The 25,509-nt window shown below is 49.3% G+C and carries 20 protein-coding genes; 15 read left to right on the forward strand and 5 right to left on the reverse strand.

The window, feature by feature from the left end:
• The first annotated feature begins 7 nt into the window (after positions 1–7).
• The 5 genes from HYN48_RS08965 to HYN48_RS08985 all read left to right on the forward strand — a co-directional run bounded on the left by HYN48_RS08965 (position 8) and on the right by HYN48_RS08985 (position 6,229).
• A complete protein-coding gene (locus HYN48_RS08965; protein ID WP_108370821.1) occupies positions 8–3,565 on the forward strand; it encodes a response regulator in 3,558 nt (1,185 codons plus the stop codon).
• A 10-nt stretch (positions 3,566–3,575) separates the two neighbouring features.
• Complete coding sequence (locus HYN48_RS08970) at positions 3,576–3,941, forward strand: response regulator (RefSeq protein ID WP_108373509.1); 366 nt, start codon at positions 3,576–3,578, stop codon at positions 3,939–3,941.
• A 5-nt stretch (positions 3,942–3,946) separates the two neighbouring features.
• Complete coding sequence (locus HYN48_RS08975; protein ID WP_108370823.1) at positions 3,947–4,756, forward strand: CheR family methyltransferase; 810 nt, start codon at positions 3,947–3,949, stop codon at positions 4,754–4,756.
• On the forward strand, positions 4,738–5,313 hold the full coding sequence (locus HYN48_RS08980) for a chemotaxis protein CheB (protein ID WP_108370825.1): 576 nt from the start codon (positions 4,738–4,740) through the stop codon (positions 5,311–5,313). Before HYN48_RS08975 ends, HYN48_RS08980 begins: the two co-directional genes overlap by 19 nt.
• Before the next feature lie 109 nt (positions 5,314–5,422).
• Positions 5,423–6,229, forward strand: coding sequence for a hypothetical protein (locus HYN48_RS08985; RefSeq protein ID WP_108370827.1), 807 nt, complete (start codon positions 5,423–5,425; stop codon positions 6,227–6,229).
• Between the two features lie 39 nt (positions 6,230–6,268).
• On the opposite strand, the gene HYN48_RS08990 is transcribed toward HYN48_RS08985, so the two are convergent.
• The gene (locus tag HYN48_RS08990; protein ID WP_108370829.1) at positions 6,269–7,456 is read right to left on the reverse strand and encodes a cytochrome-c peroxidase; all 1,188 of its coding nucleotides are present in this window, start codon (positions 7,454–7,456) and stop codon (positions 6,269–6,271) included.
• A gap of 270 nt (positions 7,457–7,726) precedes the next feature.
• Here HYN48_RS08990 and HYN48_RS08995 point away from each other — a divergent pair, with 270 nt between their 5' ends.
• A complete protein-coding gene (locus tag HYN48_RS08995) occupies positions 7,727–9,241 on the forward strand; it encodes a sensor histidine kinase (RefSeq protein WP_108370831.1) in 1,515 nt (504 codons plus the stop codon).
• Here HYN48_RS08995 and HYN48_RS09000 read toward each other — a convergent pair.
• Complete coding sequence (locus HYN48_RS09000; protein ID WP_108370833.1) at positions 9,238–9,792, reverse strand: DUF4256 domain-containing protein; 555 nt, start codon at positions 9,790–9,792, stop codon at positions 9,238–9,240. The genes HYN48_RS08995 and HYN48_RS09000 overlap by 4 nt on opposite strands.
• Positions 9,793–9,981: 189 nt before the next feature.
• On the opposite strand from HYN48_RS09000, the gene HYN48_RS09005 reads away from it, so the two are divergent.
• Positions 9,982–11,730 carry an ABC transporter ATP-binding protein gene (locus HYN48_RS09005; RefSeq protein WP_108373511.1) on the forward strand — a complete coding sequence of 583 codons (1,749 nt, stop codon included), beginning with the start codon at positions 9,982–9,984 and terminating at the stop codon, positions 11,728–11,730.
• Between the two features lie 5 nt (positions 11,731–11,735).
• Here the strand turns inward: HYN48_RS09005 and HYN48_RS09010 are convergent, their stop codons facing one another.
• On the reverse strand, positions 11,736–12,158 hold the full coding sequence (locus tag HYN48_RS09010) for a DUF1801 domain-containing protein (protein ID WP_108370835.1): 423 nt from the start codon (positions 12,156–12,158) through the stop codon (positions 11,736–11,738).
• A 235-nt stretch (positions 12,159–12,393) separates the two neighbouring features.
• On the opposite strand from HYN48_RS09010, the gene HYN48_RS09015 reads away from it, so the two are divergent.
• The 5 genes from HYN48_RS09015 to mnmA all read left to right on the forward strand — a co-directional run bounded on the left by HYN48_RS09015 (position 12,394) and on the right by mnmA (position 18,674).
• On the forward strand, positions 12,394–14,007 hold the full coding sequence (locus HYN48_RS09015) for a CTP synthase (protein ID WP_108370837.1): 1,614 nt from the start codon (positions 12,394–12,396) through the stop codon (positions 14,005–14,007).
• Positions 14,008–14,041: 34 nt separating this feature from the next.
• Positions 14,042–15,940, forward strand: a complete 1,899-nt coding sequence (gene yidC / locus HYN48_RS09020) for a membrane protein insertase YidC (protein WP_108370839.1) — start codon at positions 14,042–14,044, stop codon at positions 15,938–15,940.
• Between the two features lie 134 nt (positions 15,941–16,074).
• On the forward strand, positions 16,075–16,773 hold the full coding sequence (locus HYN48_RS09025) for a toxin-antitoxin system YwqK family antitoxin (RefSeq protein ID WP_245945943.1): 699 nt from the start codon (positions 16,075–16,077) through the stop codon (positions 16,771–16,773).
• Between the two features lie 57 nt (positions 16,774–16,830).
• Positions 16,831–17,388 (forward strand): DUF4956 domain-containing protein, encoded by a 558-nt coding sequence (locus tag HYN48_RS09030; RefSeq protein WP_108370843.1) that lies wholly within the window; start codon positions 16,831–16,833, stop codon positions 17,386–17,388.
• A 98-nt stretch (positions 17,389–17,486) separates the two neighbouring features.
• Entirely contained in the window at positions 17,487–18,674 is a 1,188-nt protein-coding gene (gene mnmA / locus HYN48_RS09035) for a tRNA 2-thiouridine(34) synthase MnmA (RefSeq protein WP_108370846.1), read from the forward strand.
• A 34-nt stretch (positions 18,675–18,708) separates the two neighbouring features.
• Here mnmA and HYN48_RS09040 read toward each other — a convergent pair whose 3' ends face one another.
• The gene (locus tag HYN48_RS09040) at positions 18,709–19,572 is read right to left on the reverse strand and encodes an alpha/beta hydrolase (RefSeq protein ID WP_108373513.1); all 864 of its coding nucleotides are present in this window, start codon (positions 19,570–19,572) and stop codon (positions 18,709–18,711) included.
• A gap of 480 nt (positions 19,573–20,052) precedes the next feature.
• Positions 20,053–21,006, reverse strand: a complete 954-nt coding sequence (locus HYN48_RS09050; protein WP_108370850.1) for a hypothetical protein — start codon at positions 21,004–21,006, stop codon at positions 20,053–20,055.
• 627 nt (positions 21,007–21,633) lie between these two features.
• On the opposite strand from HYN48_RS09050, the gene HYN48_RS09055 reads away from it, so the two are divergent.
• The 3 genes from HYN48_RS09055 (at position 21,634) to HYN48_RS09065 (ending at position 25,508) form a co-directional block, all read left to right on the forward strand.
• The gene (locus tag HYN48_RS09055) at positions 21,634–22,530 is read left to right on the forward strand and encodes a carboxypeptidase regulatory-like domain-containing protein (protein WP_108370852.1); all 897 of its coding nucleotides are present in this window, start codon (positions 21,634–21,636) and stop codon (positions 22,528–22,530) included.
• 413 nt (positions 22,531–22,943) lie between these two features.
• Positions 22,944–24,560: a S8 family serine peptidase gene (locus tag HYN48_RS09060; protein WP_108370854.1), complete on the forward strand. Its 1,617-nt coding sequence runs from the start codon at positions 22,944–22,946 to the stop codon at positions 24,558–24,560.
• A 9-nt stretch (positions 24,561–24,569) separates the two neighbouring features.
• Positions 24,570–25,508, forward strand: a complete 939-nt coding sequence (locus HYN48_RS09065; protein ID WP_108370856.1) for an NAD(P)H-dependent flavin oxidoreductase — start codon at positions 24,570–24,572, stop codon at positions 25,506–25,508.
• Position 25,509 lies beyond the last annotated feature (1 nt).

Consider the following 25,509-nt stretch of genomic DNA (forward strand, 5'->3'; position numbering starts at 1 on the left):
TAACTTTATGCAGAACAATTTTAAGCGGAATCTAATTGTCAGTTCAGGAATCTCCATGCTAATCCTCCTGATCAGTTCGACGGCCTCCTACATCAGCATCAGGAAACTGCTCGACAGCAATGCAATGGTCAACCACACCAACGAGGTAATTTACCAGATCAATCAGGGCCACAATATTACAATAGAAGCGCAAAACAGTGTGCGCGGTTTCCTCATCACCGGAAAAAGTGCCCTGCTGGAGGCTTACAACGGCGCCGAAGAACGTGCCGGTATTTCTTACCAGACATTAAAAGGGCTTACGGCAGACAATCTTACACAACAGAAAAACATGGCCGAGCTGAAGCTCAACAGCCAGATTTTCTATAGTTACCTGAAAGAAAGGGTCGCCTCCAAAGCGGCGGGGTTTAATGCCACGGAAGAGCATTTGCTCCGGGGGAAAGAACTGCTCAACAACCTGCGCGGGTCGTTGCGGGCGATGGAAAATGAAGAGCAGCGCCTGCTTAAAATCAGGATTGAGCAGGCTTCGGAAAATGCCAGCTACAGCTTGATCTTAATCGTACTGGCGGCGTTATTGGCACTGGTCATTACGGTTGTCTTTTTCATCCGGATGCTCAGGGATTTCAGGCAAAGGCAAAAACTTCAGATGGAACTGCAACGGAACGAAATCGAAACCGCCAACCGCATCCGGGTCATCAGCGGAATCGCGGAACAAATTTCGGACGGGAACTATGAAATCCGCGTCAATGACAACGAAAGCGATGCATTGGGAAGCGTCGCGGGCTCGCTCAACAATATGGCTGTATCACTGAACCGGTCGTTCAACCTGCTTACAGAAAAGGAATGGCTGCAAACCGGGATGGCCCATCTGAGCAATGTGATGCTCGGGGAGAAAACTGTCGAACAACTCACAAAGGAAACCATCGAGTTCGTTGCCGAATACACCAAAAGCAATGCCGGCGTGATTTACCTGCTTGAAGGCGATGAATTGCACATGGTGTCGGGCTACAGCTTCATCCCATCCAAAAAACGCGAGCGACTGAAACTTGGCGAGGCACTGACGGGACAGGCGGCAAAGTCAAAAAAAATGCTTGAACTCAAACTGACTGAAAATGAAGACATCAGCATCTCTTATGCGTTGGGCGAAATCAGGCCTGCGCATGTCGTTGCCATACCTTTGATGGAAGCCAATGTCGAAGGCGTGATGGAACTCGCTTCGGTAAGGGAATTCACGACCCTGGAGCTCAACTTCCTTACTGACGCCTCGTACAATATCGCCATTGCAATCAAGGGCGCACTGAGCCGCAAACGCGTACAGGAGCTGCTTGAGGAAACACAGGCCCAATCTGAAGAACTCAGCGTGCAGCACAGCGAACTTGAGAGCATTAATGCGGAACTGGAAACCCAGACCGAAAAGCTGCAGGCTTCAGAAGAGGAACTCAAAGTGCAGCAGGAAGAATTGCAGCAAACCAATGAGGAACTCGCCGAAAGAAGCGTACTGCTTGAAGAACAAAATACTGAAATCCAGAAAAAATCGGAGGCGCTGGAACTCTCCACGAGGTATAAATCCGAATTCCTGGCAAATATGTCGCATGAGCTGCGTACACCGCTGAATTCAATATTGTTGCTGAGCCGTTTGCTTTCGGAAAACAACGAGCAGAACATGAGTGCCGAGCAGATTGAATTTGCCAAAGTAATCCAAAGCTCGGGCAACGGACTTTTGGGATTGATCGATGAAATCCTCGACCTGTCGAAAATCGAGGCAGGGAAAATGGAACTTGAGATCCTCGACGTTCCTGTGCAGGACATCGCCGAAAGCCTGAAAAGCCTGTTTTCCGTCATGGCGAAGGAAAAAGGGATTGAGTTTAAGGTCATCACCAAAAACGCGCCATTGGTCATTAAATCCGATAAGATGCGCCTCGAACAAATCCTTAAAAATTTAATATCAAACGGCATCAAGTTTACCTCTAAAGGTGCCGTAACGCTCGAGATTTATAAGGATCCCAAAAATGAAAAATTCCTTTGCTTCAGCGTCAGGGATACCGGAATCGGGATTTCACCTGAACAGCAGCCTCTGGTTTTCGAAGCTTTCCACCAGGCCGATGGCTCAACCAAACGCAAGTATGGCGGAACGGGCCTCGGATTGTCAATCAGCAGGGAACTGGCGAAATTGCTTCAGGGCGGACTGTCATTGAAAAGTGTCCTAAATGAAGGAAGTGAATTCACGCTTCGAATCCCCGTTTCTATTTCAACCGCAGGCCATGCAATCCCTGACCCCGCGGCAGATCCTGCTTCGGCCGCCACCGCGGAACTTTCACATGGCGCGCCGGATCGTTACGTTGCACCGGATATCCCGGAAGACCTTCCTGATGACCGGGATGCGATTTCCGCGGGCGACAAGGTCATACTGATCGTTGAAGACGACACCCATTTTGCCAAATCTTTACTCGATTACACCAGGAAGCGTGGGTATAAAGGCGTTGTCAGCGTTCGTGGTGACCATGCGCTAAACCTGGCATTGACATTCCATCCGGTCGGCATTTTGCTCGACATCCAGTTGCCCGTGAAAAGCGGTTGGGAGGTGATGGAAGAACTCAAAAACAACCCGCAGACCCGCCCGATTCCGGTCCACATCATGTCATCGCACAAGTTGCGTCAGGAAAGCCTGCTTAAGGGCGCCATCAATTTCCTGGACAAGCCTGCCGCTTATGAGCAGATACCAGAAGTATTTAAGAAGATTGAGCAGATCGTAAACCGCGATGCGCAGAAGGTCCTGATCATTGAAGACAACTCCAAACACGCCAGCGCCCTGGCATTTTTCCTCGAAACGCACAGCATCAGCTCGGAAATCAAGAGTGAAGTATCGGAAGGGGTGATGGCATTGCAGAAGCCTGACATCAACTGCGTGATCCTGGATATGGGCATCCCTGACCGCCAGGCGTACGACATCCTGGAAAAGGTCAAGGAAAATCCGGGATTGGAAAACCTTCCCATCATTGTATTTACAGGGAAAAGCCTCTCGATGCAGGAGGAACTGAAGATTAAAAAATACGCCGATTCCATTGTCGTAAAAACGGCCCACTCATACCAACGGATGATTGATGAAGTATCGCTGTTCCTGCACCTGATGGAAGAAAAGAAAACCGAAGGCATCAAAAACAAGAAATACCAGTTGCTGAATAATGTGCTCAGCAACAAAACGGTTTTGGTTGTCGATGATGACGTCAGGAATATCTATTCGCTCACCAAAGCGCTCGAGATACTGCAAATGAAAGTCGTCACCGCGATCGACGGCAAGGAGGCCCTGAGGATCCTTGATGAAAACCCAGGCGTTGATGTGGTATTGCTCGACATGATGATGCCCAACATGGACGGCTATGAAACGGCGCAGCGCATACGCGAAAAGCCGAAATTCAGGAACCTGCCCGTGATTGCCGTGACGGCCAAAGCAATGATGGGTGACCGCGAAAAGTGCATCAACGCAGGGGCTTCCGATTACATCACCAAACCCGTCGATGTCGACCAACTGCTGTCACTGCTGCGCGTCTGGCTTTACGATAAACAATAAAAACATGCTGATGGATAAGAAGAAAATCCTGATTATCGACGATGATGCACGAAATATCTTTGCATTGGCGGCCGTACTCAAATCAAGGCATTATGACTGCCTGTCCTGCCAAAGTGCGATGGAAGCCATAGACCTGCTGAGCGCAGATGATACCGTCGATTACATCCTGATCGATATGATGATGCCTGAAATGGATGGTTACGAAGCCATTCCGCAAATCCGGAAAATTCCTTCGCATTCGCAAACGCCGATCATTTCGGTCACCGCACAGGCAATGGTCGGCGATCGCGAAAAGAGCCTTTTTGCGGGCGCCGACGAGTACATCTCGAAACCGGTAGACATCGACAGGTTACTCAGTATTTTTAAAAAATTGTAAACACGATGCTGAGCGATAACGAAATCGAAGTGCTTATCAACGAGGCGCATGAATACTACGGATTTGATTTCGGGGGCTATTCCCGTGCGTCCTTTAAACGGCGTATCGAACGGCTCATTCAGATGGACGGACTCACTGATTTCCGCAGCCTGCTGTCCAGAATGCGTACCGATTCCGACTATTTCAAGCATATGGTAGAGGAAATCACGGTTAATGTCACTGAAATGTTCCGGGATCCGCACGTTTACAAAATACTCCGCGAAGAAATCCTGCCCATCCTTGCAACCAAGCCGTTCATCAGGATCTGGCACGCGGGCTGTTCTACGGGTGAGGAAGTTTTCTCGATGGCTATCTTATTAAAGGAAGCCAGGCTGCTCAGCAAATCCCTGCTGTATGCGACCGACCTGAGTCCGTCAGCGCTTGCGAGCGCCAAAAGCGGTATTTTTCCGCTGCGGATGATGAAACAATATTCGGAAAACTATATGGCTTCGGGAGGTATCCGCGATTTTTCGGATTACTACATTGCCAATTATGAACGCGCCAAATTCAGCGAGGAATTGTCGGAAAAGATGGTTTTTTCGCAGCACAACCTCGTGTCCGACAGTTCGTTCAATGAGTTCGACCTGATTTTATGCCGTAATGTGATGATTTATTTTGATAAGGAATTGCAGGAACGCGCACTCCGACTCTTCGATGACAGCCTGGCGAAGCTCGGTTATCTTGTTTTGGGCACTAAGGAAACGCTCAAATATTCCAGCGTCCAGCCGCGTTTCGGGCAATTGAGAAAGGAAAAAATATGGAAGAAACTGAAATGACCCGAAGCAGGGTAGTGGTCATAGGAGGGTCGGCGGGCAGCCTCGAGGTATTACTGAAGATTTTACCCCGTATTGCCATTATCCCTGATTTTGCGATTGTCATCATATTGCACCGTAAAAATTCTGAAGACAATACGCTCGAGGAACTGATTGCAATAAAAACCATGATTCCCGTAGTGGAGGTTGAAGACAAGACGCCGTTACTTCCCGGCGCGATATACATCTGCCCATCGGATTACCATTTGCTGTTTGAGAAAAACGGCACGCTTTCGCTCGATATTTCCGAAAAGATTAACTACAGCCGACCCAGCATCGACCTGTCGTTTGAATCCGCTGCGGATGCTTACGGGAACGCACTTACCGGCATCCTTTTATCAGGTGCCAATGCTGATGGTACGGCCGGACTCAAAGCCATCAGGGCGCTGGGGGGCACGACCATTATCCAGAAACCTGAGACCGCAGATATGCCCTTTATGCCCCGCAATGCCCAGCAATTCGCAGCGCCACATTATAGTTTTGACGCCAATGAGATTCTTGAATACATTAAAGGCATGTAGCCTGCCTCACAACCCCGCCAGAAAAAGTCGCGTAATCACTACAGTATTGTGCCTGCTTTGCGTCGGCCTTGCTGCTGCCCAGCGGGCTGAGGTTTTCGCTGAACCGAAAATGAAACGTTCCGGCAAGAGGCCGTTAAAGACGTTCCGACTTGAAAAAGCGATTGCTGAAGGTTCGGGGATGGTTGCCTGGAATGGACAATTGTGGACGCACAACGACAGCGATACCCCAAAACTTTTTGCCTTGGATACTGCCGGCGCTAAAATTGTGGCGACATACGATTTGCCTCTGAAAAACAGGGACTGGGAAGACCTCGGCCAGGACAACGATTACTTTTATCTTGGAAATTTCGGCAACAACGCGCACCGCGTGGATACCGTCCAGATTTACCGCATCGGAAAGAATTCGCTGCTGCAGCGTAAGCCATCCATCGATACCATCGCGTTCACCTGGCCCGAAACGATGACAGACGGTACACCGGAACGGACTAACTTCGATTGTGAAGCCATGGCGGTAGTCGGCGACAGTATTTGCCTGTTTACCAAAGAATGGCAGCACGGCCACCGCACCCGCGTATTTACGCTTCCCAAAACGCCTGGAAAATGGACTGCGCATTACCGATACACTTTAGAAACCAGGATTTTGATTACAGGTGCGTCCTACGATGAGGCTTCCCGGCAGCTGGTGCTCTGCGGCTACAATATGCTGTTGAGGCCTTTTTTGCTTGTTTTTCCGGAAACCGAGGGAACAGATTTTTTTGCAGGACCGGGAAGGAAGATCAAAATCCGCAGGCGCTTCCGTCAGATGGAAGGCGTCGCAACTTTTAACGGTCTGGATTATTACGTGATCAATGAAGGGTTCCGTAAGTTTTTCGTACATACCACCCCACGTATTTATAAAATACGCGTTGGAAAATAGCCGCAGTCTCGGACGTTTGCTGAGACTGCGACTGCCCTTTTAATTAAACGGATTCGACCACTTCGCGTTGGTGTACACATCGCTTCCCGTCAGTGTTTTCAGGAAGGCAATCAAAGCATCCCGTTCCTGCACGGTGACATTCAGGTTTTGTGGCATGCCTCCGGGACGGAGCTTGGGGTCCAGGTTTGTATTGGCCGGATTGAGCACGATCAGGTTGTAATGGGCCACGACGTCTTCGAGTGTAGCCAGTTCTCCGGTGTGCATGAATGGTCCGTTTACAGTGCCGTTCGGCTTGAGCAGGTTGCGCAACGAAGGCGCACGGGTATTGGTCAAATCTAAGACCGTTGGATTGCCTAAACTTCCGATGAGCCCGTTGTTGCCGCTGTTTGGCGCAATATCGAATTCAGGCGAGGCATGACAGCCCGCACAACCGAGGCCACCTCCTGTCCGCACTCCTGACGGATCGAACTGAGGCGGCGCCAGAAAAAGGTTTTTGCCCTGATTTTCCTGCATTGTAAAATTGGCAAACGGCTGGCCATCGTTTGCGGCTGTGGCACGGCCTGCGTCGTATTTGGAATCAAATGACTGGATGCTCCGGATAAACTGTGCCAACGCATTCTGGATGCGCGCTTCCGTGACCGTTGCATCACCGTAAACGAACGTAAACAATTCCTGGTAGTATGGGGTTTGCTGGAGTTTCGAGATTAAACCGCCCAGGTTTTCGTCACCGGCAGTGCCGCTGAATCCCATTTCGATATGATTTTGTATCGGCTGCGTGGTCTGCAATTCCAACGTAGCGGCCCGTTCATCCCAGAAAAATTTCCGCTCGACAGAGAATCTTGAATTAACCAGCCGCATCGCATGGCGTGAGGTGCCGCCATTGATTCCGCTGCTCGCCACATTCGAATCCCCGAATGCATTGGCTTGCACATGGCAACTCGCGCAGGAAACCGTATTGTTTGCGGAAAGTTTTTTATCGTAAAACAATACACGTCCCAGCGTGGCGCCTTTATCGGTAATGGGATTTCCCTGGGTGTTGTCCTTGGTGATGTAGGCCGGGATGGATTGATTGGCGTAATTGAGCAGGTTGTCAGGATTCACGTTGTCGCCGAAAGTGGCGGTGATGTTCGCGTAGGGGTCGACAGGAATGTATTCGCTGTCTTCGTCTTTACTGCAGGAACTGAGGCTTAACAACAGGAAAGCGGGGAGGAGGAGTCTGAAATGCATATCTAACGGTTTTGGTTTACAGCATTAGACGTTTAAAAATAACCCATCCTTCGGTGAAGCGGTTTTTTGTTTGCAAAGCCGGCTAATTATTTTTAGGATGTACCGTTGGATGTGCCATTTTTGCATTTCGGAACGATTTAATAAATTTGTCAGCGCCTGAATGAATACGCGCACGAAACTGTTATCTTATAACTTAGCCGATGAACTTCACAACTATAAGCGTTTGGAATTGTCGGATTTGGGGTAACTTTATCGCCGTTAAATAAAGCAATGGAAAGTCTCAATAAAAAGGAAGGTAGTGATGCCGCAAATGTGACACAGGGATTGTATCATAAAATGGTTTCTGAGGTGCAGGACTACGCGTTGCTGCTGCTCGACTGCGATGGAAATATCCTGAACTGGAATCCCGGGGCGCAGAAAATCAAGGGCTATGCTTCCGATGAGATTATTGGGAAAAATTTCCGTGTGTTTTACTCGAAGGAAGACCGCGCGCAGCTTTTGCCCGATACGCTGCTGCGCACCGCCTACGAAAAGGGACGGGCGGCACACGAAGGCTTCCGGCTGAAGAAAGATGGAAGCACATTCTGGGGATCGGTGGTGATTACCGCGTTGCATGACGACAACGATCAGGTAATCGGTTATTGTAAAGTCACCCGCGACCTAACCGAGCGCAAAAATGCCGAAGACGAGTTGCAACATCAGAACGAACTGCTCCGCCGTAGTGAAGAACGCTACCACCGCATGATTGCCGAAGTCGAGGACTACGCGATCATCCTGCTGGATCCGGACGGCAATATCATGAACTGGAATAAGGGCGCACAGAAAATAAAGGGATATACCGAAGCCGAGATCGTAGGCAGGAATTTCAGGAATTTTTACAGGGTGGAAGACCGGGAACGCCAATTGCCCGAGCAACTTCTGGCGCTGGCAGTCGCTAACAACAAGTCGGCCCACGAAGGCTGGCGCCTGCGCAAAGACGGGAGCCATTTTTGGGGAAGCGTCGTGATTACGGCACTTCACGACAATCACGGAAACATAACGGGCTTTTCAAAAGTGACGCGGGACCTGACCTACAAAAAGCAATCGGACGACCTGATCCTGCAGCAAAACAAGCAACTGGAGGAATATGCCTACGTAGCGTCGCACGATTTGCAGGAACCGCTTCGGAAAATTATGCTGTTTATCGATTTGCTGCAGCGTAATATCGACGATAAGGAAGCCGTTGCATCCTACATTACCAAAATAAATGCTTCGACACAGCGTATGTCGACACTGATCAAAGCAGTCCTTAATTATTCGCAGGCAACCGATGACGTAGAGCTTAAAGCAGCCGTTGACCTTAATGTCGTCCTGGCCCATATTGAAACCGATTTTGACGTGCTGCTTTCAGAACGCAGTGGCGTGTTAAAGCGCACAACACTGCCTGTCGTGCACGCTGTCCCGATACAAATGCACCAATTGTTTTCAAATTTTGTGAGTAACGCGATAAAATTTAATGATGGTTTTCCGGTTATCAACATAACCTATGAAGATTCGACCAAATCAGGTCGGGACGGATTCATAAAAATCACCGTCAAAGACAACGGCCGCGGGTTTGATCCGGAACAGGCCGACAAAATTTTCCGAATGTTCCATAGGCTCCACGACAAGACACAGGGCACCGGGATCGGGTTGGCACTGTGCAAGCGCATCGCGGAAAATCACGGCGGCACGATTACCGTGTCTACCAGTCCGGGTCAGGGGACAGCTTTTGAAATCTGGCTTCCCGACGCAATCCTTGTTTAAATTTCCAAAATTCCCCGGAATCCCCGTGCGGCATAGTACGAATCCGCGCCATTGTGGTATAAGAATACCATGTCATACCGGCGGTCGCAAAATAATGCCCCGCCGCGTTGCCTGACGTCATCCGGCGTTTTTACCCAACTGGAAGTCTTCGTATCGAACTGCCCGAGCTGCTGCAATGAACGGTATTGCGTTTCCGTAAGCAGTTCGATGCCCATACGCTCCGCCACATCAATGGCGCTGTCTTTTGGTTTGTTTGCTTTTCGTGCGTCGAGTGCCTCACGGTCGTAACAGAGGCTTCGGCGGTCCTTCGGACTTTCAGCAGCACAATCGCAGAAAACCACTGCGCCATTTTTTTGGATGCCAATTACATCGGGTTCGCCACCGGTTTTTTCCATTTCGTTCAGCGACCACAATTGGGCAGGATGCGTTTCAAGCCTGTCCGCCACCTGTTCCCAGCTGATGTTGTCGTGGCGTGAGCGGTTTTGCTCGAAGCGCTGTTTTAAGGTTTGCATCAATAGTTGGCGTTCGGCATCTGTAAGGGTTCTGCTCATGAGCGTAGAGGAATAAGATTAGAAATGGAGGAAAATTAAAAAAAAGTCTCGAATGTCCGATTGAAAGCACTCATCGGTTACACAATCGGCATTTGCGGGAAAAATATCGGCATAAATAAAAAGAATACCAAAAATGATGAAGCACAATGTTTAACACTTAATTTTGCGCTCAAAATTTTTCCTGCCATTATGAGAATACTATTCGCTTATATCAAAGCCCATAAATCCTTGCTGTTCCTCGCGTTGTTCCTTGCCGCAATCAACCAGTGCTTTTCACTTTGCGACTCGATCATTATCGGAAAGCTCATGAACGAATGTGGCGTGGGCGTTGCCAATTTCCACCACAATATGAATTCCTTTGTGAAGGTCGTGCTGGGCTGGCTGGCATTATCCGTAGGCGCTGCGATGGTGTCACGGATAGCCAAGAATTTCCAGGACTATTTTACCAACATCATCATTCAGCGGACCGGAGCCCAGATGTATACCGACGGCATCCAGAAGGCACTGCAGCTTCCATTTCAGGATTTCGAGGACCAGCGCAGCGGGGAAACATTGGGCAAACTGCAAAAAGTGCGCACCGACTGTGAGAAGTTCATCACCCTCTCAATATCGCTGATTTTCCAGTCGGTGGTCGGGATTGTGTTTGTAGTGGTGTACGCAATTAGCATCCATTGGCTGCTGGGACCGCTTTTCCTTGCCACGGTTCCCGTCGTGGCATTTATCAGCTCTTTCCTTGGCAAGAAAATCAAAAAAGTCTCACGGGAGATACTCGGTGAGACCACGGCCTTAGCCGGAGCCACAACAGAATCGTTGCGCAACATCGAGCTGGTGAAAAGCTTGGGGTTGACGCAGCAGGAGGTCAACAGGCTCAATTCGACCACAACCAAAATCCTTGGGCTCGAGCTGAAAAAAGTGCGCTACATTCGCTCACTGAGTTTCTTTCAGGGCACTACGGTACACTTTATGCGTACCTGCCTTGTATTTGCGCTCTATATGTTTATTTTCAACGGGATCATCAAGCCCGGAGACCTGATTACGCTGATGTTCTTCTCGTTTTTCCTTTTCAATCCGTTGCAGGAATTAGGTAACGTCATCGCGGTTTATAACGAGACCAACGCCTCGATGGAGAATTTCAGCAAGCTCATGGGTTCCGCCAGTGAGCCCACGCCCGCGCAGCCAAAAGTGATGGGCCTGATCGACAGCCTGCGTTTTTCAGGGATTTCGTTCAGGCACCTTTCTGCACAGACGCCTGCCGTAAAAAACATCTCCTTTGAAGCCAAAAGCGGCGAAACCATCGCATTTGTAGGGCCGTCGGGTAGTGGAAAGACCACCTTGGTGAAACTGCTCGTCGGGTTGTACAAACCCAATGAAGGCACAGTTTTTTACAATGAAAAAAACGCGAACGACATCAGCCTGAACGAACTCAGGCAGCAACTCGGATTTGTGACGCAGGATGCGCAGCTGTTTTCGGGAACCATTAAGGACAATTTATTGTTCGTGAAACCCGACGCCACAGATGAGGAATTGCACGACGTACTGCGTCAGGCTGCCTGCCACAATTTATTGAAAAGGGCGGAGAAGGGAATTTATACCACCATCGGAGAAGGCGGTATCAAGGTGTCAGGCGGCGAAAAACAACGGCTGTCGATTGCACGTGCCTTGCTGCGCCATCCGAGGCTGCTGCTGTTTGATGAAGCGACCTCGGCGCTCGATTCGATTACTGAAGAAGAGATTACACAAACGATCCGTGACATTTCGTCGAAACGCGACCAGATTACGGTATTGATTGCGCACCGTCTGTCAACCATCATGCATGCCGACAGGATTTATGTCCTGGAACAGGGCGCGATCATCGAACAGGGAAGGCACGCAGACCTGCTTGATGAGAAAGGATTGTATTACGCGATGTGGAGGCAGCAGATTGGGGAACGGAAGTAACCAGCCTACCGCGCCGTAAATCCAAATGCTATGGCTGATGCCAGCACATCGGCATTGATGTCTGCAAGCTTTTTAAATTTGATGCAATAGCCCGTGACGGTAGCTTTTCCCAGCAATGTCCCGTAAGTCTCTGCGAGATATTTGCGGTCTTCCAGCCCCATAAAGTAAATCGAGATCCCGGTCGAGTTCGCACTCAGGCCCACCTGGTAAAATGCACGGCTTTTCCCGTCAGCATAATGTATGGTGTAACAGCCGTAGCCGATGTTCGGATTTGAAACGACTTTACCCTTACTGTTTTTACCATCGAGAAACCAAAGCCTGCAACCGGGATTTATGTTCAGGATGCGTTCGTGTAATATGTGCATCCCGCTGCGTTTTGCTTCGGGCAGTCCGTCGATATACTCACGGATTTGTTGCTGGACATCCATAGCATAGGTTTGAGAACGGCAAGTTAGGCAAAAAGCCCACGCATCTGGCGTCGAGGCGTGTAAATTTATGCTGCCTGCGTATCGAAACAGCGCGGTCTTCGCGATAACGAAACAGTTACCGGACCATCGGCAGGCGCCTTAATTTTCTGGATGCCTAATTGCCCATTTATCTAATTAATTCCCTACTTTTGCGACGTTTTTTAAACGACAGCAACAACACAACAAACAACAACAAATGAATCAGGTAAAATATATTTTTGTTACGGGCGGCGTGACCTCTTCCCTCGGGAAAGGCATCATTGCGGCTTCGCTGGCAAAACTATTGCAGGCTCGCGGATACCGTACCACAATCCAAAAATTTGACCCTTATATCAATGTCGATCCGGGAACGCTCAACCCATATGAACACGGCGAATGTTTTGTCACTGATGACGGTGCGGAGACTGACCTTGACCTTGGCCATTATGAGCGGTTCCTGAATGTCCCCACCTCACAGGCCAACAATGTTACGACAGGCCGCGTTTACCTCTCGGTAATCGAAAAAGAACGCCGCGGCGAATTTCTCGGCAAGACCGTGCAGGTGGTGCCGCACATCACCAACGAAATCAAGGAGCGCATGCAGTTGCTGGGCAATTCAGGCGACTTTGACATCGTGATTACTGAAATAGGAGGTACGGTCGGTGATATCGAATCGTTGCCTTACATCGAATCGGTGCGTCAGCTCGTCTGGGAGCTTGGCGAAAACAACGGCATCGTCGTCCATCTTACACTCGTACCTTTCCTTGCCGCTGCCGGCGAACTCAAAACAAAACCCACCCAGCATTCGGTCAAGACGCTGATGGAAAGCGGAATCAAGGCCGATATCCTCGTATGCCGTACAGAACACGAATTGTCGGACGAACTGCGGCAGAAGCTTGCGCTGTTCTGCAATGTCAAACGTGAAGCGGTCATACAATCGATCGATGCGTCTACGATATACGAAGTGCCGAATCTGATGCTTGAAGAGGGGCTCGATGTGGTAGCGCTGAAAAGACTTTCGCTTCCGCAGAAAAACACGCCTGATCTTAAAAACTGGACCGTTTTCCTGCAAAGGCTCAAAAATCCGAAGCATGTGGTCAACATCGGCCTCATCGGGAAATACGTCGAATTGCAGGATTCTTATAAATCAATCCTCGAAGCCTTTATACACGCCGGCGCAGCCAATGAGACGAAAGTGAATGTAGTTTCGGTACACTCCGAATACATCGACGAGCACAACGTGGCCGGGAAATTTGAAGGCCTTGATGGCATTGTCGTGGCACCCGGTTTCGGCGAAAGGGGCATTGAGGGCAAAATTGAAGCCGTGCGCTATGCGCGTGAAAACAATATTCCTTTTTTCGGAATTTGCCTGGGCATGCAGATGGCCGTGATTGAGTATTCGAGGAATGTCCTCGGTTTAAAAGATGCCAATTCGACCGAAATGAATGTAGGTACGGCTCACCCGGTAATCGACTTAATGGAAGAGCAGAAAACCATCACCGACAAAGGCGGGACGATGCGCCTTGGCGCGTGGAAATGCGACATTACCCAAAATTCGCTCGCGCATTCGGTTTACGGCAAAACCAGTATCATGGAGCGCCACCGTCACCGTTATGAATTCAACGGCGATTATCTGGAAAAGCTGCAGGCGGCCGGACTGAAGCCATCCGGGGTCAATCCGGAAACCGGCCTTGTCGAAATTATTGAAATCGAAAAACACCCGTTTTTTATCGGGGTACAATACCATCCTGAATACAAAAGCACCGTTGCCAATCCGCATCCCTTATTTGTACATTTCGTAGCGGCGACGGTGAAAGCAAAGCAAAAATAATTATTAACACCCATAGCGCAGGCTATAAGACAAAATGGAAGAAAAGAAGTTAGACGTAAAATCAATTATCGGTTTTGTACTGATTTTTGTAGTATTTATGTGGATGATGCTGCCCAAGCAACTCACCAAAGAGGAACAGGCCGCCAAAGCAAAGAAAGAACAGGCCGCCAAAGCCGCTGCAGCTGCCTCGAAGACCGCCCCAACAAAAGTGATTACGGCACTGCCGGCTGATTCCACCGCAGGCGATTCTGCCCAACTGGCGAAACTTCGCAGCACTTTGGGTGATTTTGCCTATTCGGCGACCCTTCCGTCCGCAAAGGAAAATTTTACGACTATCGAAAACAAACTGGTCAGCCTGACCATTGCCAATAAGGGCGGTTACATCATCAATGCGAAACTGAAAGGGTATGAAAAAATCAGGAAAGGCTCGGGCGACCTTGTCGAACTGATCAAAGACAACAACGCCGGGCTCAACATCCGTCTGCAAACCCAGGACAACCGCGTCATCGACACCAGGAATATGTACTTTGAGCCGACGCTTACCAAATCCGGCGAGAATCAGATCCTGACGATGCGCCTCAAATCAGGACCTGATGCATTCCTCGAGTACCAGTATGTGCTCAAACCGGACAACTACATGCTGGATTTCAGCGTGCGTTCCCAGGGACTTGCCAAGGTGCTGAACACATCAAAACCGGCAGACCTCGAATGGAACCTGAAAAGCTACCGCAACGAGAAGAGCGCTACGTATGAGTCGCGTTACGCAGATTTAAGATATGAATATGAAGACGGTAAAAACGATTACCTCGGACAGGGCAAGGACAAGACGGAATCGGTAGAAAAGGTATCCTACATTGCCTTTAAGCAGCACTTTTTTACCTCGATATTGCTGACTGACAAGCCATTCGCCAAAGCCGAACTGTATTCCAACAACCTTGTTCATGATGAAAAGACCGACAGCACGTTCACCAAACAATTTCGTGCGACGGTGCCGCTCGCTTTCGAAAATGGGGAACTGGCCCAGAAAATGAATTGGTATTACGGTCCTACAGATTATAAGATCCTGAAGACCTACGACCGGAATATCGAGAAAATCGTCCCACTGGGATGGGGTATTTTCGGCTGGATCAACCGCTACCTTTTCATACCCGCTTATGATGTGCTGAGCCTGATCATGTCTCAGGGATTGGCGATTATATTCTTTACGATCCTGATCAAACTCCTGATGTCGCCGGTCACTTACAAATCATTCCTCTCACAGGCCAAAATGAAAGTACTGCGTCCCGAGATTGCTGAACTCAACGAAAAGTTCAAGAAAGACCCGATGAAGAAGCAACAGGAGACAATGAAATTGTACAGCAAGGCGGGTGTAAACCCGATGGCAGGCTGTATTCCCGCGCTGCTGCAGATGCCCGTATTCTATGCGTTATTCCAGTTTTTCCCATCGGCGTTGAGCCTCAGGCAGGAAGGATTCCTTTGGGCTACCGACCTTTCATCGTTTGACTCGGTTTACAAATTGCCGTTCTACATCCCGCTTTACGGAAACCACATCAGCCTGTTCCCGATACTCGCCTCGATCGCCATTTTCTTTTACATGAAAATGACTACGGGCGATCAGCAGGCATCGGCCCCGCAGCAGGAAGGCATGCCGGATATGGCTAAAATCATGAAGGTGATGATTTACATCTCGCCATTGATGATGCTTATTTTCTTCAACAATTACGCTTCAGGACTGAGTTTGTACTATTTCATTTCAAACCTGATCAGCGTCGGGATCATGTTGGTGATCAAGAATTATATCGTTGACAATGATAAGATCCACGCGCAGATTCAGGAGAACAAACTCAAAGAGCCTAAGAAACGAGGCCGTTTCCAGCAAAAACTTCAGGAGATGATGGAGCAGGCCGAAGCTGAGAAAGCCAAAAAGAAGTAAGCGCCAAGCCTGAAATACCAATCCGGAAAACTGAAAGTCAATACGCTTTCCGGTTTCCGGATTTTTTCGGCTTTTCAATTCCGTGACATACTATTTTTGCAACAAACAAGTTTTATGCCTAAATGAAATTACCAATGAAATACCTCCTTATCCTGTTTATCGGCTTCAGTGCGCTGGCCCAGACCAATATCAACCAAACGGATGCCAACGGAAAAAAACACGGCCTTTGGAAAGGCACTTACGACGAGTCTAAAAGGCCGCGCTACGAGGGCACTTTTGAACACGGCATTGAGACCGGCACGTTCAAATATTTCGACGATACGAAGGACGGGAAAGTAATCGCTACACGCACTTTCAGCGAAAATGGCAAGGTAGCCTACACCACGCTTTACGACCGCAAGGGCTTTGTCGTCAGTGAAGGAAAAACGGTTGGCAAGCTTAACGAGGGCGAATGGAAGTACTATCAGGAAGAATCCAAAGACCTCATGACGCAGGAATTTTACACCAATGGCAAGCTCAACGGGGTGCGCAAAGTGTTTTTCCCAGGGGGAATCATCGCCGAGGAAACGACCTATAAAGATGGCGTCAGGAATGGCAGCTACAAAAAATATACCGAGAAGGGTGCGGTGCTTGAAGAGTCAAATTTCAAAAACGGCGGCTATGACGGCATGGCCATTTTCCGGGATGGCGGCGGCGCCATCATCTCGAAGGGACCTTTCGTAAACGGACAGAAAAAGGGCACCTGGGAATTTTATAAGGACGGCAAACTCAAGGAAAAGAAAAAATTCCCGGAGCGCGTCAAATTCGCTAAAACTGTAAAAAAACAAGAGTAAACTATAACCCGGTATCTTACAGATTGGACTAGTTTTATATTTGTTAAATACCACACCATGAGCTTACTCGAATTAGGCGGCAGGTTTACACTGTTGGTCGCTTCAGTCCTGATCCTTTATTTTTTTTCCAACCGGAACAAAGCCGAAACCATCCATCCGCTGTACATGATTGTCGGGCTTTGCACGTTTTCACTGTGTTACCTTTTCACCAAAATTGATATTGGCGTCGGCATCGGATTTGGGCTGTTTGCCATCTTTTCCGTGCTTCGCTTCCGCGCGAAAGCGTTCACAATCAACGGGATCATATTTCTTTTTACGTCCCTTACCTTATCGATACTGGATGTGATGTATCCGGTCGAGAAATACGAAATCCTGATCCTGTTCCAATCAGCCATCATCCTGTTTTTTATAATGGCATCAATGGTTTTGTTTGATAAAATCTCTCAGTTCAGCAACCATTGCGACCTGATAATCCCATACGAAACCGGTTTCAGCCCCGAAGACAGCCACATCCGCCGGACCATCCGCGAGAAGATGGATATCGACAAGTTCCATTTTGAAGTCGTGTCCGTCAATACCGTCGACAGCGAGGTGATGATCAAGGTGTATTATTGACCGCTATCAGTTTGCATTACGCTGCCATAATTTTAACCAATCACATGATGAAAGGCAACTGACAATTTTGCGTAAATTTGCGGCAGAATATTTTTGCTATGAAAAGAGTGGTCGTCGGACTTTCAGGTGGTGTGGATTCCAGCGTTGCAGCCTATTTGCTGCAGCAGCAGGGATACGAGGTAATTGGATTGTTTATGAAAAACTGGCACGATGATTCGGTCACGATTTCCAATGAATGTCCGTGGCTGGAGGACAGCAACGATGCGCTGCTGGTTGCCGAAAAGCTCGGAATCCCTTTCCAGACTGTCGATTTGAGTGAACAGTACAAGGAAAAGATCGTGGACTATATGTTCTCCGAATATGAAAAAGGCCGCACGCCGAATCCGGATGTGCTCTGCAACCGCGAAATCAAGTTTGACGTATTCATGAAGATTGCCCTGAGCCTTGGCGCTGATTACGTAGCCACAGGCCATTATTGCCGCAAAGCCGAAACACAGGAAGGCGGAAAGACCATCTACCGATTGCTTTCAGGAATCGACAGTAATAAGGACCAATCGTACTTTTTATGCCAGCTCTCGCAGGAGCAGCTCTCCAAGGCGCTGTTCCCGATTGGCGCACTGACCAAACCCGAAGTACGCAGGATAGCGTCCGAAATGGATCTCGTCACCGCAGAAAAGAGGGATTCTCAAGGCCTGTGTTTTATAGGCAAGGTGCGCCTGCCGGAATTCTTACAGCAAAAACTGCAACCCAAAGAAGGCCTGATCATACAGGTAGATAAAGACGATCCGATATTCGACCAAACCAAACCGGAGACCACCTCAGAATTGGATTTGCTCGCCTTTGAAGCAGCCAGGCTCCCGTTTGCCGACGCCAAAGGGAAGGTCGTTGGCAAGCACCAGGGCGCCCACTATTTTACAAATGGCCAGCGGAAAGGACTCGGCGTGGGCGGTACGGCCGAGCCATTGTTCATCGTCGCCACCGATGTGGAACGGAACATTGTATATACCGGGATGGGCAGCGAACATCCGGGACTGTTTAGGAAAGCATTGTTCGTGCAATCGTCCGAAGTGCACTGGATCCGCGAAGATCTTGCCTTAAAGCCTGGTGAAAAACGGGAAACGATGGCACGCATCCGTTACCGGCAGCCATTGCAAAAAGCGACCTTGCACCAGTTCGGGCACGGCTTGTACGTGTCATTCGCGGAAGCGCAATCGGCCATCACCGAAGGGCAGTTCGTCGCGTGGTATGATGGCGAGGAATTGGTCGGTTCGGGAGTGATTTCATAAGCTGCAGCCAGGCCAATACCTCCGCAAATTTTTGTCACTTTTTCGGAACAGTGCGGTATAAGTATTTAAACGCATTCATCACCGCCTGGTGCATAATGGTCGCGTGGTTCTCTTCGGGCAGGTAATCGAAATAGATATCTGCACCTTCGGTACCCGACTTTTTAAGCTTTTCCGACAGCACGTTCGCGTCGACTTCCATGACCCGCGGAGTCGCTGTCGGGGTGAGTCCTTCCTTGCCGACGGCGAGATAAACAGCGACATCCCGCAGGTTTGGCGTCTGTTCATTCAGTAATGAGCCGTTGTCCCACCATAGGCTGGGGCTTATAATGATGTATCGGTTAAACAGCTGCGTTTTTTTGAACAGGATTTCGGTTGCCAGTAAACCGCCAAGCGATTGCCCGATAATCGTCCTTTCCGTACCCGCATGGTATTTTTTCTCAATATAGGGCTGCAGCTCTTTTTCTATAAACGCCATAAACCGGTCAGAGTGGCCTGTTGTCGGGTATTTTTTCCTGTCTTCCGCTACGGTGGTCGGGAAAGTGAAATCCCGCTGTCGGTCAACCGATGCAATCCCTACGACAATCGACTTTGGAACCAGGTTGATCCAGTCAAAATTATAAAACTGCAACAGGCCCACCACATGGATAAAATCCTCATCAGCCGAACCGTCCAGCAGATAGATCACCGGATATTTCGTCCCGTTGTCAGGATCGTAGCCTTCGGGCAGGTAAATGTTGAGTATGCGGTTTTCGTTGAGTTGGGCTGAATGGTATTCGTCGACAACGCCCAGTACAAAAGGTTTTGCCTCCGTCGTGCCGTTGCTTTTTTTATTTTGTGCGGCAACCGGCTGCGTCAACATAAACACGATACATAAATACAGGACTGCTCTTATTTTCATAACGGAATGCGGTGTTTGTTTCACCCGCCATTGAAGTCCGCGGGTGAGTCTTTAAAACGAAGTTAGGGAAAAAGAGGCGCTGTCACAACTTACGCACCCATTGTTGTGAATCAGGAGTCAGGATCAGGAATGTTACGTGACAAGAAAACCAACTGTCTTTTTCCACATTTTGCCCATAAAGCGCCCCGTTCAGAGCCTGCTTTCAAATCCTCAAGAGTTCTTACAGCCACATTTTTCGTAACCAGGTTGGGATATTCGATCTGTTTCGCATCACGGTGGTAAAAGGTCTTAAATGCGTCTTCACTGCGCCGCTCGGACATCATCATGAGAACCGCAGCTACGGTTTTTTCGTTTTCGTTTATAGGTGGATTGTGTTTTGAAATTTTCGTTGGTTTGGCGGCATCAGGTAAGTTACGGCTTTGAAACTGCCTGAAATGTTATAGCGTCCGGCGGTTTCACGTCAGTTGCGGCTTTTGTAGCTTACTGCTTTATTCCAAACTTGCTATCAATGTAGTCAATAATAATTGTCTTATTCTCAAACAGCAAAGGGCCAATTAGTCCTATAATTTTTTCCTCTTTATTGAACTGAACATCTTCATCAGTATCCGTAAATTGAGCATTGGTGATTTTCATATCCTTTTCATTAAAAAATATTGGATTACGGAGTCGCTTTGTTTGAATAGTTATCTTATCGCCCCAGGTATTACCATCAAGTAGTTTTTCAGCTGGTTCATTAGCATCGGTAAACTTTAGTATCGTTTCTTTATCGAGCAATAAATCTCCCATACAATTTCCAGTATCGAACAGCACAAATTCGGTTTTGTCTCCGATTTTAATAGGGATTTTTATTCTTCCCTTTCGAATAGTAGCATCTACATAATCTGCTTTCTTGTATTTTTTCGGTAGTTTAGTGTACATTCTTAGGCGATTATTTTTGAAATCAATGACCAAATAACTGTTTTGAAATAAATCAGGAGCTATTGTCCCTACTAATTTTTGAGATTGCGAATTTATTGAGTCCAGTTGATAAGTGTCTCCATAATTGGGTACTAATGCAATATTTCTGTTTGGAAATGAACTTTTGTCTAATTGAATGTCTATGTCTTTTAGAAAAAAGCTTTTTCTCCCATTTAGATAATATGGAGTCATGGTTGTATCTAACTTTTCCATGATCTCAGGATAATCGTTAGTAAACGGTTTAAAAGAATTTTCATATAACAAAGTAGTCGTAGCACCTAAATCGAATTGCGCACAAAAATTATAGGTCATATTTTCTACTTTTAGAGGAATACTCATCGCCACTTTATCAAAATGTTTTCCATAAATAGTTTCACCATGCCAATCAAAATGTATCCATTGAGAGTTAGTTTGACCAAATAAACACGAAATATTTAGACTGACTAAAAAAATAATGGGTAATAATTTTTGTTTCATAAAGTTTTTATTTTCTTTTTAAGTTAAAGCTAACACCCAAATATACCCAAACTTTTCCTACACAATTCCAAGTTCTAAACAAAACCGACAACAAACACCAATCACCGAAAATCTACAGCTACTCCCTGCAAAAACGTACCCACACCTAACACATACCATTTCGTCCCCGCCATCGACCTTCGCGCCCTGACCATTGACGTTCGCGTCCCCGCCATCAACCTTCGCGTCCTCACCATCGACGTTCGCGTCCTTGCCATCGACGTTCGCGCCTCGACCATCGACGTTCGCGCCCTGACCATCAACCTTCGCGTACTCGCCATCGACGTTCGCGCCTCAGCCATCAACCTTCGCGTCCCCACCATCGACGTTCGCGCCATGACCATTGACGTTCGCGTGCTCACCATCGACGTTCGCGCGCTGGTCATCGGATAGGCTGCGGAGGTATAGAAACGCTGCACATCACTATTGATATAAATTTTCAAAATATCATTCGTTTCAAAACATTATCGATGTTAAAAATGTTATAAAAATAAACTAATAACAAAAAATTAAGAAATAAACTGTTTATTTCGTCGCATGGTTCGCCGGAAGCGAGCCAATATTCCTAACCCTTAACACTTTATAAAGATGAATGGAAAGCAAAAAAACAAGCTCGCGTCGTACATCGTGACCGCAGCCATCGAAACCGAAGCCGATCCGGCAATCCTCGCCCAAATGCCCGATGCCCTGTTGCATCTCGCGGCCCTCAGGGCCGCCATTGCAAAAATCGAGCAGGCGTCTGCAGCACAGCTGCATTATGCCCAACGTGCCACCGGCAACAAGAACGAGGCGCGCCTCGCGCTCGAAGAGGCCGTGTTCAACGGTACCGCAGCACTCTGTGCGCTGTGCACCAGGCTGAAGGATGTGACCCTCGCGGAAGAATGGAACCTGAGTGTCAACACGCTTCAAAAGATGAGGGACCACAACCTGTTTGCCACCGCCACCAACCTCGTTACGGCAATGCAGCCCTACGCCACCGAGCTCGAGGCCTATGGGATCCCTAAAAACAGCAACTCCGCCTTCACGGATACCATCGCGCTTTTCGGCGCCCTGATGCCAAAGCCACGCGAGAACCAGCTCAGCGAAAAGGAAGCCTCACTGCAGCTGCTCGAAGGCTTCAACGACGCGCAGGCCGCCGCGACCGGGCTCGATACCCTCGCCAACATGCTGCGCAAGCGCGAACCGGCCTTCTACGCCGACTACCGCAACCGCCGCACCGCACTCAAAACCCCCGCCCGTCCGTATGCCGCCACGGGCAACGTGACCGACAACGCCGGCAATCCGCTGCGCTACGTCAGCGTCGCCATCGACGGCCTGCCGGACGCCGTCAGGACCACCAATAAAGGCAACTTCCGCTTCCAGACCCTCCCGGACGGCGTCCACACCCTGCACTTCCGCCTTCACGGCTACCAGGATCAGTCCCACGCCATCTCCGTAAACCAGCACCGCAGCGACCGCATGACTATCGAGCTCAGGGAATCATAATTGGCGGTCCGCTCAAGTCCCCCAATGCGCCGACCCCTACGGCGCTTTTTTTATGCCAATGTCCAAACTTACAAGCAGTAATATCAAGCATATTACCCGACTCCAATCATCACTGTGACCGCGACTTGAATATGTCACTCTGCCCTTCCGCTTCGAAGCGGGCACCTGCATTCCGAAGATTCCGTTAAAAAATCATAACTGTCTGAGCGCAGCGAGTTTTTTGATTTGCTTCGCCTGTTCGCGCTAATGCGCTCGGGTTAGGAATCGAGGAATAGCAGGTCGCTGACCCGAGGCCAGCGGCCGAACTGGGCGTAGCCAGAAGGGGTGAGGCTTGAATTTTTGCTTCTTTTGTGTCAAGACAAAAGAAGAAGATTAAACTTTTTCCCTAAATTTGAACTATCTTTTCAAATGCTATGAAAAAAGTTATCCTGATACTGTTCTTAACCCTGTCAACGGCACTGTCAGCACAACAGGACGCCTGGATATACTTCACCGACAAGCCCAACGCCGCCGGCTACCTCGCCAATCCCCTGAGCATGCTCACGCAAAGGTCCCTCGACCGCCGCGCCGCACAAAATATCGCACTCGACGTCAAAGACGTTCCCATCAGCCAGGATTACATCGATACGGTGTCGTCGACACCCGGCGTGACCGTCTACGCCAGATCGAAATGGCTCAACGCCGTACACGTCCGCGGCACAGTGGCCGACATTCAGTCATTGCTGGATTACACCTTCGTAAGTGCCATAGATTTCGCCGATGACACACTCGATGCCAATGGCAACCGGCCCGCCATGGCACACCGTCCGGCATCGTTTCTCAAGGCGCAGGAAACCATGGTCAACCTGCCTTACGGCAATTCGCAGAACCAGGTAGCCATGCTCCAGGGCAACCAGCTCCATGTCGATGACTACACCGGTGCCGGAAAGGTCATTGCCGTACTCGATGCGGGCTTCCCCGGCGTAGATGTGCTCGATGCCTTTTCGCGGCTGCGCAACAACAACCACATCCTCGGCGGCTATGATTTCGTAAACCGGGTGCCCGACTTCTATACGTCAAACAACCACGGCACGGCAGTACTCTCCACCATGGGCGCCTATGTGCAGGACCAGATTGTGGGCACCGCCCCGGATGCCGATTATTACCTCTTTATCACCGAAAGCAACGTCGATGAAAATCCCCTCGAGGAATCGCTCTGGGTGGAAGCCGCCGAAGAGGCCGACCGTTTGGGAGCCGACATCATCACGACATCATTAGGGTATTTTCACTTCGTAAATCCTGCATACAATTACGATTACAGCGATATGAACGGCACCAAAGCGTTTATCTCGCGTGGTGCAGACATTGCCTTTACGCGCGGCATCGTTGTAGTAGCTTCAGCAGGGAATTCGGGCGGCAGTGCGACCGACCCACACATCAGCGTGCCTGCAGATGCTTTCAACGTACTTGCGGTTGGTGCCGTAAATGCCACTGAACAGCATGCGGTGTTCAGCTCCATCGGCCCGAGTGCCGACGGGCGTGTAAAGCCCGATGTCGTGGCCCAGGGCGAACAGGCCATCGTGGTAAACAGCTCCGGTGACATCCAGGGTGCCAACGGGACATCGTTTTCAGCGCCCATCATCGCCGGACTCACCGCCTGTCTCTGGCAGGCATTGCCCAACAAGACCAATGCAGAGATCGTCAGCCTGATCAGGCAGTCGGCCGACCATTATAACAGTCCTGATGCAATGTTTGGTTACGGCATTCCCGATTTCGCCGCCGCCGTCACTGCCGCGGGTATTGAGGATGAGGTACTGCCCTTATATGCCGTATATCCCAATCCGGTAAAAGAGACGCTTTCCATCAAAACCGAAAATTTTTCGGTCCCTGCCGTGATCGTGCTTTACAATGCCACCGGGCAGCTGGTTTTCAAACAGCAGATCAACGCACCGCTTTCGCAGATAGACCTGCAGCAACTCGCACAAGGCATATACCTCTACAAAATTTCAGCCGATAACGTCCAGGCAACCGGCAGGATCATAAAACAATAAGACGCTTTCATGAATAAGATTACAAGCCTTTTTGAAATCAAGTACCCCATAATCCAGGGCGGCATGATTTGGAACAGCGGCTATAAACTGGCAGCAGCGGTAAGCAATTCGGGTGGATTGGGGCTGATCGGCGCCGGATCGATGTATCCCGACGTATTGCGGGAGCACATCCGTAAGTGCAAGGCGGCAACGGCAAAACCGTTTGGTGTAAATGTCCCGATGCTGTATCCCAATATCGAGGAAATCATGGACATTTTGGTTGCGGAGGGCGTCAGGATTGTCTTCACCTCGGCAGGAAACCCCAAAACCTGGACCGCCTTCCTGAAGGAAAAGGGCATCACTGTGGCACACGTCGTCAGCAGCTCGAAATTTGCACTCAAGGCGCAGGAGGCCGGCGTCGATGCCGTAGTGGCAGAGGGCTTCGAAGCCGGAGGACATAACGGACGCGAGGAAACCACGACGTTCACCCTGATCCCGATGGTGAAAGAAAAAATCAGCATTCCTTTAATTGCCGCAGGCGGTATTGCAACCGGACGGGGCATGCTCGCTGCCATGGTACTCGGTGCAGATGGCGTACAGATGGGAAGCCGTTTTGCAGCATCGGCAGAGAGTTCCGCGCACGAGGCGTTTAAGCGGCTGGTGGTCGGACTCGAAGAAGGGGAGACCCACGTAACGCTTAAGGAACTGGCGCCCGTGCGGTTGATCAAGAATAAATTTTATCACGACGTACAGGAACTATACACGAGCGCGCCGACCAAAGAAGCGTTGATTGAATTGCTGGGCCGCGCACGCGCAAAACGCGGCATGTTTGAAGGGGATCTGGTGGAAGGGGAACTCGAAATCGGGCAGGTTTCCGGCCTGATCAGGGACATCAAACCCGTCTGTGAGATCATTGAGGACATCATTCGTGACTTTGAGCAGGCGGTAAAACAGCAGTACCATTTTTAAA

This window comes from Flavobacterium magnum, from assembly GCF_003055625.1.
In the GTDB taxonomy this organism is placed as follows: domain Bacteria; phylum Bacteroidota; class Bacteroidia; order Flavobacteriales; family Flavobacteriaceae; genus Flavobacterium; species Flavobacterium magnum.

Bases quoted from the DNA above. Each gene is read 5' to 3' on its own strand.
- HYN48_RS08965 (WP_108370821.1), top strand. From the start codon at position 8: ATGCAGAACAATTTTAAGCGGAATCTAATTGTCAGTTCAGGAATCTCC.
- HYN48_RS08970 (WP_108373509.1), top strand. From the start codon at position 3,576: ATGGATAAGAAGAAAATCCTGATTATCGACGATGATGCACGAAATATC.
- HYN48_RS08975 (WP_108370823.1), top strand. From the start codon at position 3,947: ATGCTGAGCGATAACGAAATCGAAGTGCTTATCAACGAGGCGCATGAA.
- HYN48_RS08980 (WP_108370825.1), top strand. From the start codon at position 4,738: ATGGAAGAAACTGAAATGACCCGAAGCAGGGTAGTGGTCATAGGAGGG.
- HYN48_RS08985 (WP_108370827.1), top strand. From the start codon at position 5,423: ATGAAACGTTCCGGCAAGAGGCCGTTAAAGACGTTCCGACTTGAAAAA.
- HYN48_RS08990 (WP_108370829.1), bottom strand. From the start codon at position 7,456: ATGCATTTCAGACTCCTCCTCCCCGCTTTCCTGTTGTTAAGCCTCAGT.
- HYN48_RS08995 (WP_108370831.1), top strand. From the start codon at position 7,727: ATGGAAAGTCTCAATAAAAAGGAAGGTAGTGATGCCGCAAATGTGACA.
- HYN48_RS09000 (WP_108370833.1), bottom strand. From the start codon at position 9,792: ATGAGCAGAACCCTTACAGATGCCGAACGCCAACTATTGATGCAAACC.
- HYN48_RS09005 (WP_108373511.1), top strand. From the start codon at position 9,982: ATGAGAATACTATTCGCTTATATCAAAGCCCATAAATCCTTGCTGTTC.
- HYN48_RS09010 (WP_108370835.1), bottom strand. From the start codon at position 12,158: ATGGATGTCCAGCAACAAATCCGTGAGTATATCGACGGACTGCCCGAA.
- HYN48_RS09015 (WP_108370837.1), top strand. From the start codon at position 12,394: ATGAATCAGGTAAAATATATTTTTGTTACGGGCGGCGTGACCTCTTCC.
- yidC (WP_108370839.1), top strand. From the start codon at position 14,042: ATGGAAGAAAAGAAGTTAGACGTAAAATCAATTATCGGTTTTGTACTG.
- HYN48_RS09025 (WP_245945943.1), top strand. From the start codon at position 16,075: ATGAAATACCTCCTTATCCTGTTTATCGGCTTCAGTGCGCTGGCCCAG.
- HYN48_RS09030 (WP_108370843.1), top strand. From the start codon at position 16,831: ATGAGCTTACTCGAATTAGGCGGCAGGTTTACACTGTTGGTCGCTTCA.
- mnmA (WP_108370846.1), top strand. From the start codon at position 17,487: ATGAAAAGAGTGGTCGTCGGACTTTCAGGTGGTGTGGATTCCAGCGTT.
- HYN48_RS09040 (WP_108373513.1), bottom strand. From the start codon at position 19,572: ATGAAAATAAGAGCAGTCCTGTATTTATGTATCGTGTTTATGTTGACG.
- HYN48_RS09050 (WP_108370850.1), bottom strand. From the start codon at position 21,006: ATGAAACAAAAATTATTACCCATTATTTTTTTAGTCAGTCTAAATATT.
- HYN48_RS09055 (WP_108370852.1), top strand. From the start codon at position 21,634: ATGAATGGAAAGCAAAAAAACAAGCTCGCGTCGTACATCGTGACCGCA.
- HYN48_RS09060 (WP_108370854.1), top strand. From the start codon at position 22,944: ATGAAAAAAGTTATCCTGATACTGTTCTTAACCCTGTCAACGGCACTG.
- HYN48_RS09065 (WP_108370856.1), top strand. From the start codon at position 24,570: ATGAATAAGATTACAAGCCTTTTTGAAATCAAGTACCCCATAATCCAG.